Raw genomic sequence first — 18,075 nt, 5'->3', positions numbered from 1 at the left:
GCGGCGTTGTTTTACGCAATTAACAGCTGATGGTTCGCCAGCAGCGTCGCCAGATCCGTCTGCACGCCGTTCAGGGTCACCAGAGTGGTCGGCGAGAACTGGCCGCCCGTACCGTCCAGGTCAACCTGGATCTCGGTATTGCTGCCGTTCTGCACCACGCGGATGTAATCGCTGATATTGCCCGCGCTGCTGTCCAGCGTGGCCACGCCGTTCACATAGCTCGCCGAGCCCGTGCCGGTATAGCCGCTGCCGGAGAGCAGATCGCGCAGGTCAATACGATCCGTGTCCGCTGTCCCTTCCCAGGTCCCGACCGTAAAGCCGTTCACCACGTCGTGGCCGTTACCGCCCGTTGCATCCGAGGCGTTGATCAGCTTGTAGAGCAACGTATCGTGACCGCCGCTGCCGATGTTGAAGGTGTCATTTCCGCCGCGACCTTCGAACTGGTTATCACCGCTGTTGCCGGTGATGACGTCGTCGAAATCCGAACCGTTAATCCCTTCAATGTTCAGCAGACGCGTGGTGCCGAACCCGGTGTCCTGCGCGGTTGAGAGGCGCAGGTCAACGGTTACGCCGGAGGTCGCATTGCGGTAATCCACCACGTCCATACCACCGGTGTTGCTCCAGGTGTCATAGTCGGAATGGGTATTCCAGCCTCCGGAACCGTTGTAGGTATAGGTGCCGTTTTCCGCGATAAAGGTGTCGTTATACCCGGTCCCGGTAATGGTTCCGCTGTGGCCGCCGGTGGCCGCTTCGGCCGTCAGAACGTAGCCCTCTTTGCCGTTGCCCGCTTCCAGACCGCTCCAGGTGACGTTATCCGACACGCCGTTGGTGATCTTCAGGATCTCAGCCGAATAGGTTTCATTCGGATCAAGCCCGTAGAAGCTCACCAGCGCAGAGGTATCGTTCGAACCGATACCGGACTGGGCGTTGATGATCTGCGAGGCCACCAGCACGCCCGCGGCGTTGTACAGATTGACCGTGTTGCCGTAGTAGGCGTTGATGCCCTCGCTGTCGACAATGTGCAGATGCATCGCGGTGCCGTCAGCAATGGTTTTGCTGTTTTGCACCAGCACCACCTTGCCGTTCTGCTGAGAAACCAGCAGGTCCTGCGCGCCGTCCCAGTTGTAGTCCACAGCCGCCACGCCAGTGACGTTCGCCAGGCCTGAAGCCAGCTGGCTTGAGGTCCAGGTAGAGCCGTAACCGTTGTTGGTGAACAGGGTCGCCGTCTGCGAGCCGCCGTAGGTGCTGAGCTTGACGATGTCCATCTGTCCGTCGCCGTTCCAGTCCACCGCCACAGACAAATAGCCCGCCGCTGCGTTAGAGGCTTCTACCGCGCTCTTGGTGGCCGAGAGCTTCCCGGTACCGTCGTTGTAGTAGATCACCCCGCCGTTGTTGTTGTAGCTGCTGCCCAGGTACAGATCCATGTAGCCATCGCCGTTGAAGTCCGCCCACGTCATGGATGCCGCCGTGGTGGTATTCGAGGCGTTTGCCACAAACACGTTCGTCAGGTTCTGACCGATGGAGAGCGTGCCGTTACCGTTGTTGTTGATCACGGTTAACGAGTACGCGCCGCTGCGGTTAGTGTGCTGGACAATATCTACCGTGCCGTCGTTGTTCAGGTCAACGCCGGAGATTTCGCGCCCGGAATCAAACTGGCCGTAGAAACCGCCTTCCCCACCGGTGCCGTCCGGCGACAGGACACCCTTGTTGTTCACCAGATAGGTCAGGGAATCCATACCGGCATCGCCGTACGCCAGATCCAGATACCCATCACCTGTTTTATCGTACGCAATCACGCCGCCGTACCAGATGGTAGTGCCCATTGCCAGCTGACTGGCGTTATAGGTACTGCCATCGTAGGTCCACATCACCTGCGTTGACCCGGCGTAGGTATTTTCCGTCGCGAAAATGTCCTGCGTGCCGTTACGGTCAAAGTCGGCGGCGGTCTGGCTCACCACGTAGTAGTTACGGGTGTTGGTCAGCGTATTGCCGGCATAGGTCGAGCTATCGCTGCTGGAGTATGACTGGCCGTTAGCAATGATGTTCCACAGACCGCTGCTGTTCATGCCGAGAGTCATGGTGGAGTTGTTGCTGTTCCCCGCCGCGGTTGCCCAGTCGGTATTCACCGAGGTGGTATCAATCACCAGGCTGCCGGTCGCCGTACCCGTGGTATTGCCGTTACCCGCGCTGCTCTTCACCTGCGCGGTCACGCTGTAGCTCGCCACGCTCAGCGCATCGCCGTCCGGGATCTGCAGATACCAAGTGTTGTGATCCGGGTCGACCACCACCGCACCGCCGGTCTGGGAGGTGTAGGTTTTGCCGTTCACCGTCACCACCAGATATTCGCCGTTCACCAGGTCAGCGGAGACGGTACCGGTGACGATCGGCGTAGTGTCCGACGTGGTCTGCGCGGTAATCGCCGCAGTGGTGGTCGGAATGCTGGTGTCGACGTTCAGCACAAAGCCGTCGGATTCCGTGTAGTTTCCGGCCCTGTCGGTGACGCGCACGATGTAGGTGTGATTCCCGTCGCTCAGGCCGTTGTCCTGGAAGGACCAGCTCGCGCTGCCGTTCATGGTCACCTGGCCGAGCAGTACCCCATCACGGTAGAGCTGCACGATCTCGCCGTCATCCGGGGCACGGTTCAGCGTCCCGTTGATCAGCGGCGAGTTATCGTCCGTTGCCACCGCGCTGCCAAAGGTGCCCTGACGCTCGCCTTCGCCGTCGGTATAGCTGACGACCGTGCCGACCGTGGTCGGCGGCGTGGTGTCTACCGTGACGACCTGAGACGCGGTCGAACCCACGTTGCCCGCCAGGTCGATAATCCGCACCTGGTAGGTGTAGTCGCCGTCAGGCAGATCGCGGGTATCGGTGTAGCTCCAGCGCTGGTTGGTGACCGTGGTATCGAGCCACGTATTCCCGCCGTCCAGGCTGATCTGTACGCGCTCGTCGCTTGCCAGCGCGCTGCCCAGCGAACCGTTAATGGTCAGCGTGGTGTCCATGGTGATGAAATCACTGCCGGACTGGCCGGTATCTTCGCTGATGCTGTCGATGGTGACGCCGTACTGCGGCGCCTGGGTATCCACCGTCACCGCCTGCGAGGTGGTTGCCCCAACGTTCCCCGCCAGATCGACGACCCGTACCTGATAGTTGTGGCTGCCGTCGGTCAGGGTACGCGTGTCGCTGTAGCTCCACTGCGTGCCGCTTACGGTGGCGTATACCCAGGTGCTGCCGCCGTCCATGCTCACCTGCACGAATTCACCCGCGCCGAGTTCTGCGCCGAGCGTTCCGTGCAGCGTGTACGAGGTCGAACTGGTCAGGAAGTCGTTATTGTCGAAGCCGGTATCCACGGTGATGTTATCCACGGTCACCGTAATCGCCGCATCCGGGGCGACCGTATCGACGGTCACCTGCTGATGGGCGCTGGCCCCGACGTTGCCGGCCGCATCCACCACGCGAACGTAGTAGTCATAGGTCTGGTTACCCAGCGTGCGGCCGTCCACGTAGTACCAGCTGTTGCCGGTGACAATCACGTTCTGCCAGGTGACGCCGCCGTCGATGCTGATCTGCGCGTATTCGCCGTCGGCCAGCGTCGCGCCGAGCGAGCCGTGCAGCGTCAGGGACGTGTCGCGAGTGATAAAGTCGCTGCTGCTCAGGCCGGTATCGTCGCTGATGCTGTCGATGGCGATCGTTTTGCTGGCGTCCGGCGCAACGGTATCAATGGTCACCACCTGAGAGGCGGTGGCGCTGATGTTGCCCGCATCGTCAATCACGCGCAGCTGGTAGTTGTAATCCCCGTCGGCCAGCGTGCGGCCATCGACGTACGTCCAGCTCAGGCCGCTGACGCTGACGTCGGTCCAGGTGACGCCGCCGTCAAGGCTGATCTGCGCGTGGTCGCCGCTGCCCAGCGCCGCGCCGAGCGTCCCTTTCAGGCTGATCTGGTTGTCGCTGGTGATAAAGTCGCTGCCGGACAGACCGGTATCCTGCGTAATGGAATCCACGGTAATGGTGGTTGCCGCAGGCTTCGTCAGATCAATCACCACGTCCTGGCTGTCCGTTGCCCCCACGTTGCCCGCGTTATCAATCACGCGGACCTGGTACTGATACGTACCGTCCGTCAGGGTGCGGCCATCGGCGTAGCGCCAGGTGGTGCCGGTCACGGTCAGGTCAATCCAGGTGACGCCGCCGTCGAGGCTGATCTGCGCCTTCTCGTTATTGCCGAGCTGCGCGGTCAGCGAGCCGTTGACGACGACCTGGCTGTCGTTGGTGATGAAATCCGTTGCGCTCAGGCCGGTATCGTTTTGCAGCGAATCAATACTTATCCCCATCGACGGCGCGGTGAGATCCACCGTGACGGTATGGTTATCGCTGGCGCTGTTGCCGATGGTGTTGCTCACCTGCGCATTGATGACGTACGAGCCGCCGTCTGCCAGCGCGGTCACGTCAGCGCTGCCCACCGTGTAGCTCCAGGTACCGTCATTCTGGACGGTAGCCGCATAGGTTTTACCGTTCAGCGTGATGGTCACCTTCTGGCCTGCAGGCGCGTCGGTGGTACCGCTGATGACCAGCGGCGTGCCGTGCTCGGCGGCGTTGACGATGTCGTCCTGCGCAAAGGTGTTAATGGTGATGGTTGGGACATCGCCGTTCAGCGTCACGCCGTGCGTTGCGCTGCCCGGGTTGCCCGCCTTATCGTTCACCGAAGCGGTGATGGTGTACTCCCCGTCGCTCAGGCCGAGGAAATCACGGCCCGGCACGAAGACCGACCACGATCCGTCCGCCCCGACGGTCGCCTGATAGCTGTGCCCGTTGAAGGAGACGGTCACCGTCTGGCCCTGTTCCGCCGTGGTCGTACCACGGATCGTCTGGCCCGCCAGCTGCTCCGCGTTGTTGACGATATCGTCATCGGCCACGGTGCTGATGGTCACGGTTGGCGCAACGGTGTCTACCGTTAAGGTGTGCGTGGTCTGGCCGTTATTACCGGCTTTATCGTTGACCGAGGCGGTCACCGTCAGCGCGCCCTGGCTCAGGACGGCCAGATCTGCCGCCGGCACGTCGAGCGTCCAGGTGCCGTCGCTGCCGACAAGCGCAGTATAGGTTTTGCCGCCCAGCGTCACGGTAACGGTCTGACCCGCCTCCGCGCTGGAAGAACCGTGCACGGTCAGCGGCTGCTGCGCTTCCGCGGCGTTCAGCATGTCGTCAACCGACAGCGTCCCAATGCTCACCACCGGCGCAGTGGTATCCACGCTGATAGTATGCGTTGCGGAGGCGCTGTTGCCCGCGCTGTCCTGTGCCGATACGGACACCTGATAGCTGGCGCCATCGGCCAGGGCGCTGACGTCTGCAACCGGTACGGTAGTCGTCCAGGTGCCGTCGCTCTGAATGGTGGCCGTATAGCTCTTGCCGTTCAGGGTCACGGTGACCTGAGTCCCGCTGGCGAACTGCGCGCTGGAGCCGTTAATCACCAGTGACGAACCGGCTTCAGCCGCGTTGATCACGTCGTCACCGCTAAGGGTGTTCACCGTCAGCGCCACGGAGGCGGTGTTGACCACCACGTCATGGGTCTGGGAGCTGCTGTTACCCGCGCTGTCGGTAATGGTCGCGCTGAGGGTCACGGTGCCGTCGGTCAGGGCGGAAATCACGCTGGCCGGAACGCCCACGCTCCAGTTGCCGCTGGCGTCAACGGTGGTGGTGTACTGGTGCGAACCGAGGGTGATAACCACTTTATCCCCAACGTTCGCGCCGGTTGCCGACCCGCTGACGATCTGCGCCTGGCCGTGCTCCACGCTGTTAATCACGTCATCGCCCGCGACAACGTTAAAGCTGACGGTCGGCGGCGTGGTATCAAGCGTAATTGTCTTGCCCGCGCTGCCCGGGTTACCCGCGGCGTCGCTCACGCTAACCTGCACGGTGTAGCCGTTATCCGCCAGCGTGGAGAGATCGCTGCCCGGAACGTTAACGCTCCAGATGCCGCCCTGCTGCACCTGCGCGGTATAGCTCTTACCGCCCAGCGTCACGGTGACCGTCTGACCGACTTCCGCCGTAGTGGTGCCGGAGATGGCAACGCCCGCAGCCGCTTCGCTGCCGTTAATCACGTTATCGCCTGCAACCGTATCAATGGTCACGGTTGGTGCGGTGGCGTCTACGCTGTACTCACGCCCCGCCGACGCGCTGTTGCCGTGCGCGTTGGTGACGCTCACCTGTACGCTGGCATCGCCGTCCTTCAGGCCCGCGAGATCCGCAGACGGCACGGTGGCCGTCCAGTTACCGTCGGCGTCCACCTTCGCGGTGTACGTCTTGCCGCCAAAGGTAACAGTAACGGTCTGGTTTTCCTCCACGTTCGAGGTGCTGCCGGAGAGCACCAGATCCGCGCCTTTTTCCGCCGCGTTAATCACGTCGTCGGTGGCAATCGCATCGATGCTGATAGCCACCGACGCCAGGTCGACGGTCACGTCATGGCTGATGGTCACCGGGTTACCCACCGCGCTCTGGCCTGCAACGGTCACGGTGACCGTACCTGCTGCGAAGGCCGCGACGTCTGCCGCCGGGATCGCCGCGCTCCAGGAACCGTCTGCCAGCACGGAGGCCGCATAGGTTTTGCCATTGACGGTCACGGTGAGCGTTGTGCCTGCCGCCAGCCCGTCGCTGGTGCCGGAGACGATCAGGTTTTGAGTATGTTCGATGCTATTGATCACATCGTCGCCCGCCACGGTATCAACGCGCAGGCCCGGCAGGCTGGCGTCGATAACGATTTCGCGCTCGCCGGTCCCGGTGTTGCCATGGCCGTTGGTGACGGTGGCTGACACGGTCAGGTCACCGTTGCCCAGCGCCGTCAGGACGGACTCCGGAACGTTCACGGACCAGGTCAGATCGCTCTGCACCGTCGCGGTGTAGGTGTTGCCACCAATGGTCACGGTGACGGTATTGCCCGCCTCCGCGTTCGTTACCTTGCCGCTGAGGGTCTGGCCCGTGGCCACTTCCGCCGCGTTGATGACGTTATCGCCCGCCACGGTGTTGATGGTGACGGTCGGCAGCGCGGTATCCACCAGCAGGTTCGCGGTGTTGCTCACGCTGTTGCCCACGCCGTTGGTGGCGCTCGCGCTCAGGGTGTAATTCGCTTCGCCCAGACCCGCCAGATCCGCTGCCGGAACGGTCAGGCTCCAGGTGCCGTCTGCCGCCGTCGTGGCCGCGTAGTTTTTACCGTTCAGGGTCACGGTCACCACGGTGCCTTCCGCCAGGTTGGCGCTGGTGCCGCTGACGCTCAGGTCCTGACCTTTTTCTACCGCGTTCAGCACGTTATCGCCGCTGATGGCATTGAAGCTGACCGAAGGCAGACCGGTATCGACGGTCACGTTATGGCTGCCGGTACCGGTGTTGCCCGCCGCGTCGGTAACCGACGCGGTGACGGTCACGGTGCCGTCGCTGAGGCCGGAAATCACGCTCGCCGGGACGCCCACGCTCCAGTTCCCCGCCGCGTCCAGCACGGTGGTGTACGTCTGGCCGCCGATGGTGACGGTGACCTTATCGCCCGCAGCCGCGCCGGTGGCGGTGCCGCTGATGATGTGCGCCTGGCTGTGTTCTGCGAGGTTAATGACATCGTCGCCCGCCACGGTATTGATGGTCACCGCAGGAACGGTGACGTCCACCGTCAGAGTGTGATCAACCAACGCCGGGTTGCCCGCCTTGTCGCTTACCGATGCGGTAACGGTCACGCTGCCGTCCGTCAGGGCCGCAACATCGGCCGCCGGGACGTTGAGCGTCCAGCTGCCGTCCGCGCTGACGGTTGTGGTGTAGTCTTTGCCGTTCAGCGACACGGTCACCGTCTGGCCAGCTTCTGCAGAGCTGGTACCGGACACGGTCAGATCGCTCTTCGCTTCGGCGGCATTCAGAATATCGTCCGTCGCCAGGGTATTAATCGTGACGGTCGGCGCGGTGGCATCCACGCTGTACTCACGTCCCGCCGAGGCGCTGTTGCCGTTGACGTTGGTGACGCTCACCTGCACGCTGGCATCGCCGTCCTTCAGGCCAGCCAGATCCGCAGACGGTACGGTCCAGGTCCAGCTGCCGCTGTCGTCCACCGTGGTGGTGTAGATTTTGCCGTTCAGGCTGATGGTCACGGTCTGCCCGGCTTCCACGTTGGTGGTCGCACCGGACAGCACCAGATCCGCGCCCTTCTCCGCCGCGTTAATCACGTCGTCGGTCGCAATCGCATTGATGCTGATGGCAACGGTCGCCAGATCTACCGTCACATCATGGCTGATGGTAATCGGGTTACCCGCTGAGCTGTCGCCGGTCACGCTGATTTTGACGGTGCCTTCCGGCCACGCGCTCACGTCGGTAGACGGAACAGCCGCACTCCAGGTGCCGTCCGCCAGCACCGTGGCCGCATAGTCTTTACCGTTGACGGTGACGGTCAGCGCCGTGCCCGGCGCCAGCCCGTCGCTGGATCCGCTGACGATCAGGTTTTGAGTATGTTCGATGCTGTTGACCACGTTGTCGCCCGCCACGGTATCAACGCGCAGGCCCGGCAGGTTAGCGTCGATAGCGATTTCGCGCTCGTCGGTACCGGTGTTGCCGTGGCCGTTGGTGACGGTCGCCGTTACGCTCAGGCTGCCGTTACCCAGCGCGGTCAGCACGTCAGACGGCACGTTGACGGACCAGGTCAGATCGCTCTGCACCGTCGCGGTGTAGGTGTTGCCGCCAATGGTCACGGTGACGGTGTTGCCCGCTTCGGCATTCGCCACGGTGCCGCTCAGGGTCTGGCCTGCCGCCACTTCCGCCGCGTTAATGACGTTATCGCCCGCCACGGTGTTGATGGTGACCGTTGGCAGCGCGGTGTCCACCAGCAGGTTCGCGGTGTTGCTCACGCTGTTGCCCACGCCGTTGGTGGCGCTTGCGTTCAGGGTGTAGTTGGCCTGGCCCAGACCCGCCAGATCCGCCGCCGGAACCGTCAGGCTCCAGGTGCCGTCTGCCGCCGTCGTGGCCGCGTAGTTTTTGCCGTTCAGGGTCACGGTCACCACGGTGCCTTCCGCGAGGTTGGCGCTGGTGCCGCTGACGCTCAGGTCCTGACCTTTTTCTACCGCGTTCAGCACGTTATCGCCGCTGATGGCGTTGAAGCTGACCGAAGGCAGACCGGTATCGACGGTCACGCTATGCGTGCCGGTGCCGGTGTTGCCCGCCGCGTCGGTGACCGACGCGGTGACGGTCACGGTGCCGTCGCTGAGGCCGGAAATCACGTTCGCCGGGACGCCCACGCTCCAGTTCCCCGCCGCGTCCAGCACGGTGGTGTACGTCTGGCCGCCGATGGTGACGGTGACCTTATCGCCCGCAGCCGCGCCGGTGGCGGTGCCGCTGATGATTTGCGCCTGGCCGTGTTCTGCGATGTTAATCACGTCATCGCCCGCCACGGTATTGATGGTCACCGCCGGGACGGTGATATCTACCGCCAGGTTGTGATCCACGGACGCCGGGTTACCCGCCTTGTCGCTGACTGATGCGGTAACGGTGACGCTGCCGTCGGTTAATCCTGCCAGATCGGCCGCCGGAACGTTCAGCGTCCAGCTGCCGTCCGCGCTGACGGTTGTGGTGTAGTCTTTGCCGTTCAGCGATACGGTGACCGTCTGGCCCGCTTCGGCGGTGCTGGTGCCGGAAACCGTCAGATCGCTCTTCGCTTCGGTGGCATTGAGAATGTCGTCCGTCGCCAGGGTATTGATGGTCACGGACGGCGCGGTCGCATCCACGCTGTACTCGCGGCCCGCCGAGGCGCTGTTGCCGTTGACGTTGGTGACGCTCACCTGCACGCTGGCGTCGCCGTCTTTCAGACCCGCCAGATCGGCCGCTGGCACCGTGGTCGTCCACTTGCCGTCGGCGCCTACGGTCGCGGTGTAGCTTTTGCCGCCGAAGAAGATGGTGACGGTCTGGTTTTCTTCGACCTTTGAGGTAGTGCCTGAGAGCACCAGATCCGCGCCCTTCTCGGCCGCGTTAATCACGTCATCGGTGGCGATGGCGTCAATGCTGATGGCAACGCTCGCCAGATCCACCGTTACATCGTGGCTGATGGAAACCGGGTTACCGGCGCTGCTCTGGCCCGCAACGGTCACGGTGACCGTGCCTGCATTCAGCGCACCCACGTCCGCGGCCGGGATCGCCGCGCTCCAGGTGCCGTCCGCCAGCACGGTCGCCGGATAGGTTTTGCCGTTTACGGTCACGGTCAGCGCCGCGCCTGCCATCAGCCCGTCGCTGGAACCGGTGATAATCAGGTTCTGCCCGTGTTCGATGCTGTTGATCACGTTGTCACCCGCCACGGTATCCACGCGCAGGCCCGGCAGGTTAGCGTCGATCGTGATATCGCGCTCAGCGGATCCGCTGTTGCCGACGCCGTTGGTCACGCTGGCTGACACCGTCAAATCGCCGTTGCCCAGCGCCGTCAGAACAGATTCAGGCACATCGACGGACCAGGTGAGATCGCTCTGCACCGTTGCGGTGTAGATGTTACCGCCAATGGTCACGGTCACGGTGTTGCCCGCTTCGGCATTCACCACCTTACCGCTGATGGTCTGGCCGGCTGCCAGCTCTGCCGCGTTAATGACGTCGTCGCCCGCAATGGTGTTAACGATCACACCCGGCAGAACGGACTCCACGTTCACGGTGTGCGACGCGCTGGTGCTGTTACCGACGCCGTCCGTCGCCGAGGCGGTGACGGTGTAAAGCGCCTCGCCCAGCTGACCGACTTCGCTCGCCGGAACGGTGGTGGTCCATTTTCCGTTATCGTCCACCTGCGCACTGTACGCTTTGCCGTTGAGCATCACGGTCACCACCGCGCCTGCCGCCAGGCCGGAAGCCGTACCGGAGAGGGTCAGATCCTGGGTTTTCTCAGTATTGTTGATTACATCGTCACCGGAAACGGTGTCAATGGTCAGCCCCGGCGCGGTCAGGTTCACCTCTACGCCGTGCGTGGCGCTGTTGCTGTTGCCGGCTTTATCGGTCAGCGCCGCGGTGATGGTGTAATCCCCGGCGGCCAGCGCGGTTACGTCCGCCGCAGGCACGCCAACGCTCCAGTTGCCGGAGGCGTCGAGAGTGGCGGTGTACGATTTGCCATTGAGGGTGACGGTGACCACATCGCCCGCCGCCGCGCCGGTCACGGAACCGGTGACAATCAGGGCCTGCGCATGCTCGGCGCTGTTGATCACGTCGTCGTCGGAAACGGTGTGAATGGTCAGCTGTGGAACGGTGGTATCAACCAGCACGTCGCGATCCGCGGAGGCCGGGTTGCCCGCTTTATCCGATACGGCGGCGCTGACGGTGTAGTTCCCGTCGGCAATCGCGCCCAGATCGGCGGACGGTACGGTCACGCTCCAGCTGCCGTTAGCCTCAACGGTGGTGGTGTAGTCCACGCCGTTCAGGGTCACGGTGACGGTCTGACCCGCTTCGGCGTTGGTGACGCCGTTAATCACCAGATCCTGCTGCGCTTCGGCCGCATTGATGATGTTGTTGTCGCTGATGATTTCAATAGACACCGTCGGCGCGGTAGCGTCCACGCTGTACTCGCGGCCCGCGGACGCGCTGTTGCCGTTCACGTTGGTGACGCTCACCTGCACGCTGGCATCGCCGTCCTTCAGGCTGCCCAAATCGGCGGACGGCACGGTAGCCGTCCAGTTGCCGTCGGCATCGACCGTCGCGGTGTACGACTTACCGCCGAAGATGATGGTGACGGTCTGGTTTTCTTCCACGTTGGTGGTGGAGCCGGACAGCACCAGGTCCGCGCCTTTCTCCGCCGCGTTAATCACGTCGTCAGAGGCAATCGGGTCAATGCTGATGGCGACTGCCGCCAGATCCACCTTCACGTCATGGCTGATGGAAACCGGATTGCCCGCCGCGCTCTGGCCGTCCACGGTCACGGTGACCGTGCCCGCATTCAGCGCGCTGACGTCTGCCGCCGGAATGGCCGCCGTCCAGGTCCCGTCCGCCAGCACGGTTGCGGCGTAAGTTTTACCATTGACGGTCACCGTTAACGCCGCGCCCGCTGCCAGGCCTTCGCTGGAGCCGGTGATAATCAGGTTTTGAGCGTGCTCGATGCTGTTGATGACATCGTCGCCCGCCACGGTGTCGACCCGCAGGCCAGGCAGGTTAGCGTCTATCACGATTTCGCGCTCGCCGGTTCCGGTGTTGCCGTGGCCGTTGGTGACGCTGGCTGACACGGTCAGATCGCCGTTCCCGATGGCGGTTAAGATCGTGGACGGCACGTTGACCGACCAGCTCAGATCGTCCTGAACCATCGCGGTGTACGTATTGCCGCCAATTGAAATCGTGACGGTGTCACCGCTCGCCGCGCCGCTCACTTTCCCGCTCAGGGTCTGTCCGGCAGCCACTTCCGCCGCGTTAATAACGTCGTCCGTGGCGACCGGGTTGATGGTGACCTGCGGCAGCGCGCTGTCGACCAGCACGCTGTGACCGGTGCTCGCGCTGTTGCCCGCGGTGTCGGTTACGCTCGCCGTCACCACGTAGCTCGCTTCGCCCAGCGCGGAGACGTTTGCCGCCGGAACGGTCACGCTCCAGTTCCCGCTCGCGTCGGCGGTGGCCGTATAGCTGATGCCGTTCAGCGTCACCGTAATGGCGGTTCCTTCCGGCTGGTTGCTGGTGCCGGACACCTGCAGATCCTGGCCTTTCTCGGTCGCGTTGATCACGTCGTCAGCCGCCAGGGTATTGATGGCAATGACCGGCGCGGTCAGGGAGACGTCAAACTCGTGCGTCGCGGTGGTGCTGTTACCGGCTTTGTCGGTGAGGGTCGCAGAAATCGTCTGCTCACCGTTGACCAGCGCGCCCACGTCCGCCGCCGGAACGCCCACGCTCCAGTTGCCGGACGCATCCAGCATGGCGGTGTAATCTTTACCATTCAGGGTCACGGTGATCGCGTCACCCGCCTGCGCGCCCGTCACCTTACCGGAGACGATCAGCGCCTGGCCGTGCTCGGCAATATTGATGATGTCATCGCCCGCAACGATGTTGAAGCTAATCTGCGGTACGGTGGTGTCGACCAGCACCGATGAGCCCGCGCTGGCCGGGTTACCTGCTTTATCGGACACGGTCGCCGTTACCGCGGCGCTGCCGTCGGTGATGCCCGCCAGATCCGCCGCAGGCACGTCCAGCGTCCAGCTGCCGTCCGCCTGCACCTGCGCGCTGTATTGATTGCCGTTGAAGGTCACGGTGACCGTCTGGCCCGCTTCGGCAGTAGAGGTCCCGCTCAGGGTCAGATCCTGCGCCGCCTCTGCCGCATTCAGCATGTTATCGCCGCTGATGGTGTTGATGGTCACCGTCGGCGCGGTGGTGTCGACGCTGAACTCCTGCGCCGAAGACGCGGCGTTGCCGTTAACGTTGATGACGCTGACCTGAACGCTGGCGTCACCGTCTTTCAGGCCGCTCAGATCGGCAGCCGGAACGGTCCAGGTCCAGTCGCCGTTGCCATCCACCGTCGTGGTGTAGGTTTTCCCTGCGAAGGTGATGGTCACGGTCTGGCCCGCTTCAACACCGGAAGTGGTGCCGGACAGCACCAGATCCTGGCCTTTTTCCGCCGCGTTAAGCACGTTGTCGTCGGTCACGCTGTTGATGGTGATGGCGACCGGCGCGAGATCGACGTCCACGACGGTCCCGATGGTTACCGGGTTGCCAGAAGCATCCTGCGCGCTTGCCTTGATATCCAGCGAGCCATCCGCCCACTGGGACACGTCCGCAGCAGGTACCGCTGCCTGCCAGGTGCCGTCCGCCAGCACCGTTGCGGAATAGGCTTTGCCGTTGATGGTCACGGTCACGGCGCTGCCCGCCGCCAGATCGGTGCTGGTGCCGGACACAATCAGGTTCTGAGCGTGTTCAATCACGTTGATCACGTCGTCGCCTGCGACCGTATCAATACGCAGTCCCGGAAGCTGGGCGTCGATGGTGAAGTCGAGCGAAGAGGAACCGGTATTGCCGTGCGCGTTGGTGACGCTTGCCGATACGGTGAGATCCCCGTTGCCGAGCGCGGTGAACTGGCTCTCGCTTAACGGCAGGCTCCAGGTCATATCGTCCTGCACGGTAGCCGTGTATGTCTGGCCGCCAAGGATAATCGTGACAGTGTCACCTGGCGCCGCGTTCGTGACTTTACCGGACAGGGTTTGCCCTGCCGCCACTTCCGCCGCGTTAACGATATTGTCGCCCGCCAGCGTGTTAATCGTCACCACCGGCAGCGAGCTGTCTACCAGCACATCGTGTGAGGCTGAGGCGCTGTTGCCTACGCTATCGGTGACGTTCGCCGTCACGGTGTAATTCGCTTCGCCCAGCGCCAGCACGTTTGCCGCCGGTACGGTCACGCTCCAGTTGCCGCTGGCGTCAGCGGTGGCCGTGTACTGAATGCCGTTCAGGGTCACCGTAATAGTCGTGCCTTCCGGCTGGTTGCTGGTGCCGGAAATCTGCAGATCTTCGCCTTTCTCGGTCGCGTTAATCACGTCGTCCGCCGCCAGCGTGTTGATACCGATGACGGGCGTCACGGTATTCACCACCACATCCAGCGAACTGCTTCCGGTATTGCCGGATCTGTCGGTCACGGAGACGTCAACTGTCCAGGTGCCGTCAGCCAGCCCCTGCACGACGGACGCCGGCAGGCCAAGGCTCCAGTTGCCCGCCGCATCCACCACGGTGGTGTAATCGACGCTGTTAATGGTGATGGTCACCAAATCGCCCGCTGCCGCGCCGGTGACGGAGCCGCTCAGGACCTGCGCCTGTGAATGGGCGAGCTGGTTAACGGTGTTGGTGTCGGTGACAAAGCTGTTGATGGTCACCTGCGGCACGGTCGCGTCCACCAGACCCACGCGGTCGGCGCTGCTGGTGTTGCCCGCCACGTCGCTCACGGTGGCCGTCACGGTAACGATGCCATCGTTGAGGGCATCGACATCAGCCGCCGGGACGCTCAGCTGCCAGGTACCGTCCGTCTGGACCGTGGTCTGATACGTTTTGCCGTTCAGCGTCACGGTAACCGTCTGGCCGGGTTCCGCACTGCTGCTACCGCTTAACAGTAAATCCTGCTGCGCTTCAGCCGCGTTGATAATGTTATCGGCGGTCAGGTTATCGAGCGTAATCGCCGGTGGCTGCGTATCCACCGTGACCACGCGCGACGCGTCGGCACTGTTGCCGTTGACGTTAGTGACGCTGACGCTCACCTGCGCGCGCCCGTCAATCAGGGTTTCCATGGCGCTGGCGGGCACGGTCAGGCTCCAGGAGCCGTCCTGCTGCACCTGCGCGGTGAAGGTCTGGTCGGCGAATTTCACCACCACGGTCTGCCCCGCCTCTACACCCTGCGTTTGGCCGGAAAGGGTTAAATCGGCCCCTTTTTCTGCGGCATTCAGCAGGTCGTCGCCGGAGACGGTATCAATAGTGACCGCTACGGCGTTCAGATCCAGTTCAATCGGGTGTTCAGCCGCAACGGTGTTGCCCCAGGCATCTACCGCGCTGACGCTAACCGTGATGCCTCCCGCGCTCCAGGCCTGCAGGTCCGCCGCCGGGACGCCGATCTGCCAGTTGCCGCTGGCGTTAACCGCGGTAACGTAATCAACGTTGTTGATGGTGACGATAATCTGCGTGCCCGCTGCCAGATGGGTGCTGGAGCCGGTGACGGTCAGATCCTGCTGTTGCTCAATGGCGTTGATCACGTCATCGCCGGAAATGGTGTTTACGCGCAGGCCCGGCAGTTCAGCATTGATATTGATATCGCGCTCGCCGGTGCCGGTATTGCCGTGCCCGTTGGTCACCGACGCGGTAAAGGTTAAATCCCCGTCGCCGAAGGCCTGAAGATCCGCCGACGGAATTTTCACGCTCCAGGTCAGGTCGCTGCCAACCGTTGCGGTGTAGCTCTTGCCGCCCACGGTGACAGACACGGTATCGCCCGCCGCCGCGCCGGTGACGCGACCGCTGAGGGTTTGATCGACGCCCGCTTCGGCGTTATTGACCAGGTTGTCGCCCGCAAAGGTGTTGATAATGACCTGCGGAAGTACGGTATCCACCAGCAGCGTCGCCCCGGCAGAGCCGCTGTTACCCACGCTGTCGGTACCGCTGACGCTGACGGTGTAAAGGGTGTTCGCCAGATTCAGCACGTCGGAAACCGGCACCTGGACCGCCCAGATACCGTTTTCAACGGTGGCCTGATAGCTGACGTTGTTCAGCGTCACGGTGATGGCGCTGCCGTCAGGCAGGTTGCTGGTGCCGGTGAGGCTCAGCGGCTGCATTGCTTCCTGAGCATTCAGCACGTTGTCCTGGCTGATGGCGTCAATCGTAAATTCTGGCGGGTTTCCGCTCAGCGTAATATCGTGCGTGGCGCTGCCGGTGTTGCCTGCCGCGTCGGTCACGGAAACTGAAATCGTATGGTTACCTTCTCCCAACGCGCCCAGCACGGACGCCGGAACACCTACGCTCCAGCTGCCGTCCGCCAGCACCACGCCGGTGAAAGACTGTCCGCCAACGGTCACGGTGACCACATCGCCTGCCGACGCGCCGCTCGCCTGCCCGGAAATAATCTGCGCCTGCCCCTGCTCGCTGATATTGAGGGTATCGTCGCCCGCCACGGTATCGATAGTGACGACCGGCGCAGTGGTATCAACCGTGAAATCTCCCGTCACGGACGTACCGTTGCCCGCTTTGTCGCTAACGTTAACCGTCAGAGTGTGATTGCCCTCGTTGAGCGCCTGCACGTCGTTCGCTGCAAGCGTGACGGACCAGGTGCCGGCGCTACCCACCGTAGCGTTATAGTTTTTACCGTTCAGCGTGACCGTGACGATCTGACCGGCTTCCGCATTCGTTTTACCGGTCAGGGTCAGCGGCTGATTGTGCTCAGCCGCATTAATGATGTTGTCCTGCGCGAGGGTATCGACAGAGAGGGTTGGTGCGGTGGTATCCACGCCGATCGTCTGGCTGCCGCTCACGGTATTACCCGCCGCGTCTTTGCCGCTGACGTTAATCGTCCAGGTGCCGTCGCCCAGCGCCTGCGCGTCTGCTGCAGGCACGTTCACGCTCCACGCGCCGTCTGCCCCGACTTCAGCCGCGTAGGTTTTGCCGTTCAGCGTTACGGTAAGTAAGGTACCCTGCGCCAGGTTTTTGCTGGCTCCGGAAACCGTAAAGCCCGCGGATTGTTCGCTGGCGTTCAGCACGTTATCGCCCGCCGTGGTGGCAAGCGTAATGGCGGCATCGGCGGTTGAAACCGTCACGGTGATACTGCCCGCAGAGGTGGTTTTACTGCCGTCGATCTGCACGACCGACCAGGTGTGCTCCCCGTCCGTCTGGGTCGGTAACATTACCGTCCACGTGCCGTCTTTGCCGACCATCGTGCTCGCAATGGTGCTGCCGCTGCTGTCTTTAACCTGGATGGTCGCGCCTGGCTGACCGGTACCGCTAAAGGTTGGGTTGCTGTCGTCCGTGATCTCGTTTGCGCTCAGCACGCCCTGCTTGTCACCCGCTTTATCCGACAGCAGGAAGGTTGGCGTGGCGCTTTCCACCTCTTTCGTATTATCAATAACTTTTGTCTTAGTTTCGCCGTCGCCGCCGTTTGCCAGCAGCGCCCCGATGGCACCGCCACCTAATGCAGCTCCCGCAATCCAGCCCCACGGCGCGTCGCTTAAGACGCTTTCCTGTTCAAGGAAAGGTTGAATGCTGCTAATCGGTGTGGCCTGCGCGGTTAACTCGGTCACCGCAGCGCCTGACGCGTCCCCGGCATCGGCAAAAGAAATATGCGTCAGTTCCTGACGATCGTTGAATACCAGCTCTGACTGAGTATGCGTTTCAGGATCTTCAACAAAATAGTTATTGCAGCGAATAACGCTGCCATCTTTCATATAAATGAGGAGGTCTTTACCCTGGCGGACATAGCGCACCACATCCTGAGCAGAACCCTGGATTTCAATCACGCTCGGGGATGAAATAGAGACCGACAGATTTCCTTCGCCGGTTAATTTCGTTTTCTCCGCCGTTTTGCGAATGATGACATCAACAACTTTTATGTTACTCATATTCTTCTCCTTGCAGGTGTACGGATTCCTGTGGATATGTCCACCAGATGGATGTAGC

1 protein-coding gene is annotated in these 18,075 nt (G+C 62.6%); it reads right to left on the bottom strand.

Annotation, left to right across the window (positions count from 1 at the left end):
- Nucleotides 1-11 precede the first annotated feature (11 nt).
- Complete coding sequence (locus tag AB3N39_RS10010; RefSeq protein ID WP_367897273.1) at nt 12-18,017, bottom strand: Ig-like domain-containing protein; 18,006 nt, start codon at nt 18,015-18,017, stop codon at nt 12-14.
- Between the last annotated feature and the right edge of the window lie 58 nt (nt 18,018-18,075).

This window comes from Enterobacter vonholyi (genome assembly GCF_040834095.1).
In the GTDB taxonomy this organism is placed as follows: domain Bacteria; phylum Pseudomonadota; class Gammaproteobacteria; order Enterobacterales; family Enterobacteriaceae; genus Enterobacter; species Enterobacter vonholyi.
Note: the sequence above shows the minus strand (reverse complement) of the source record. Positions and strands in the feature narration are given on the sequence as shown.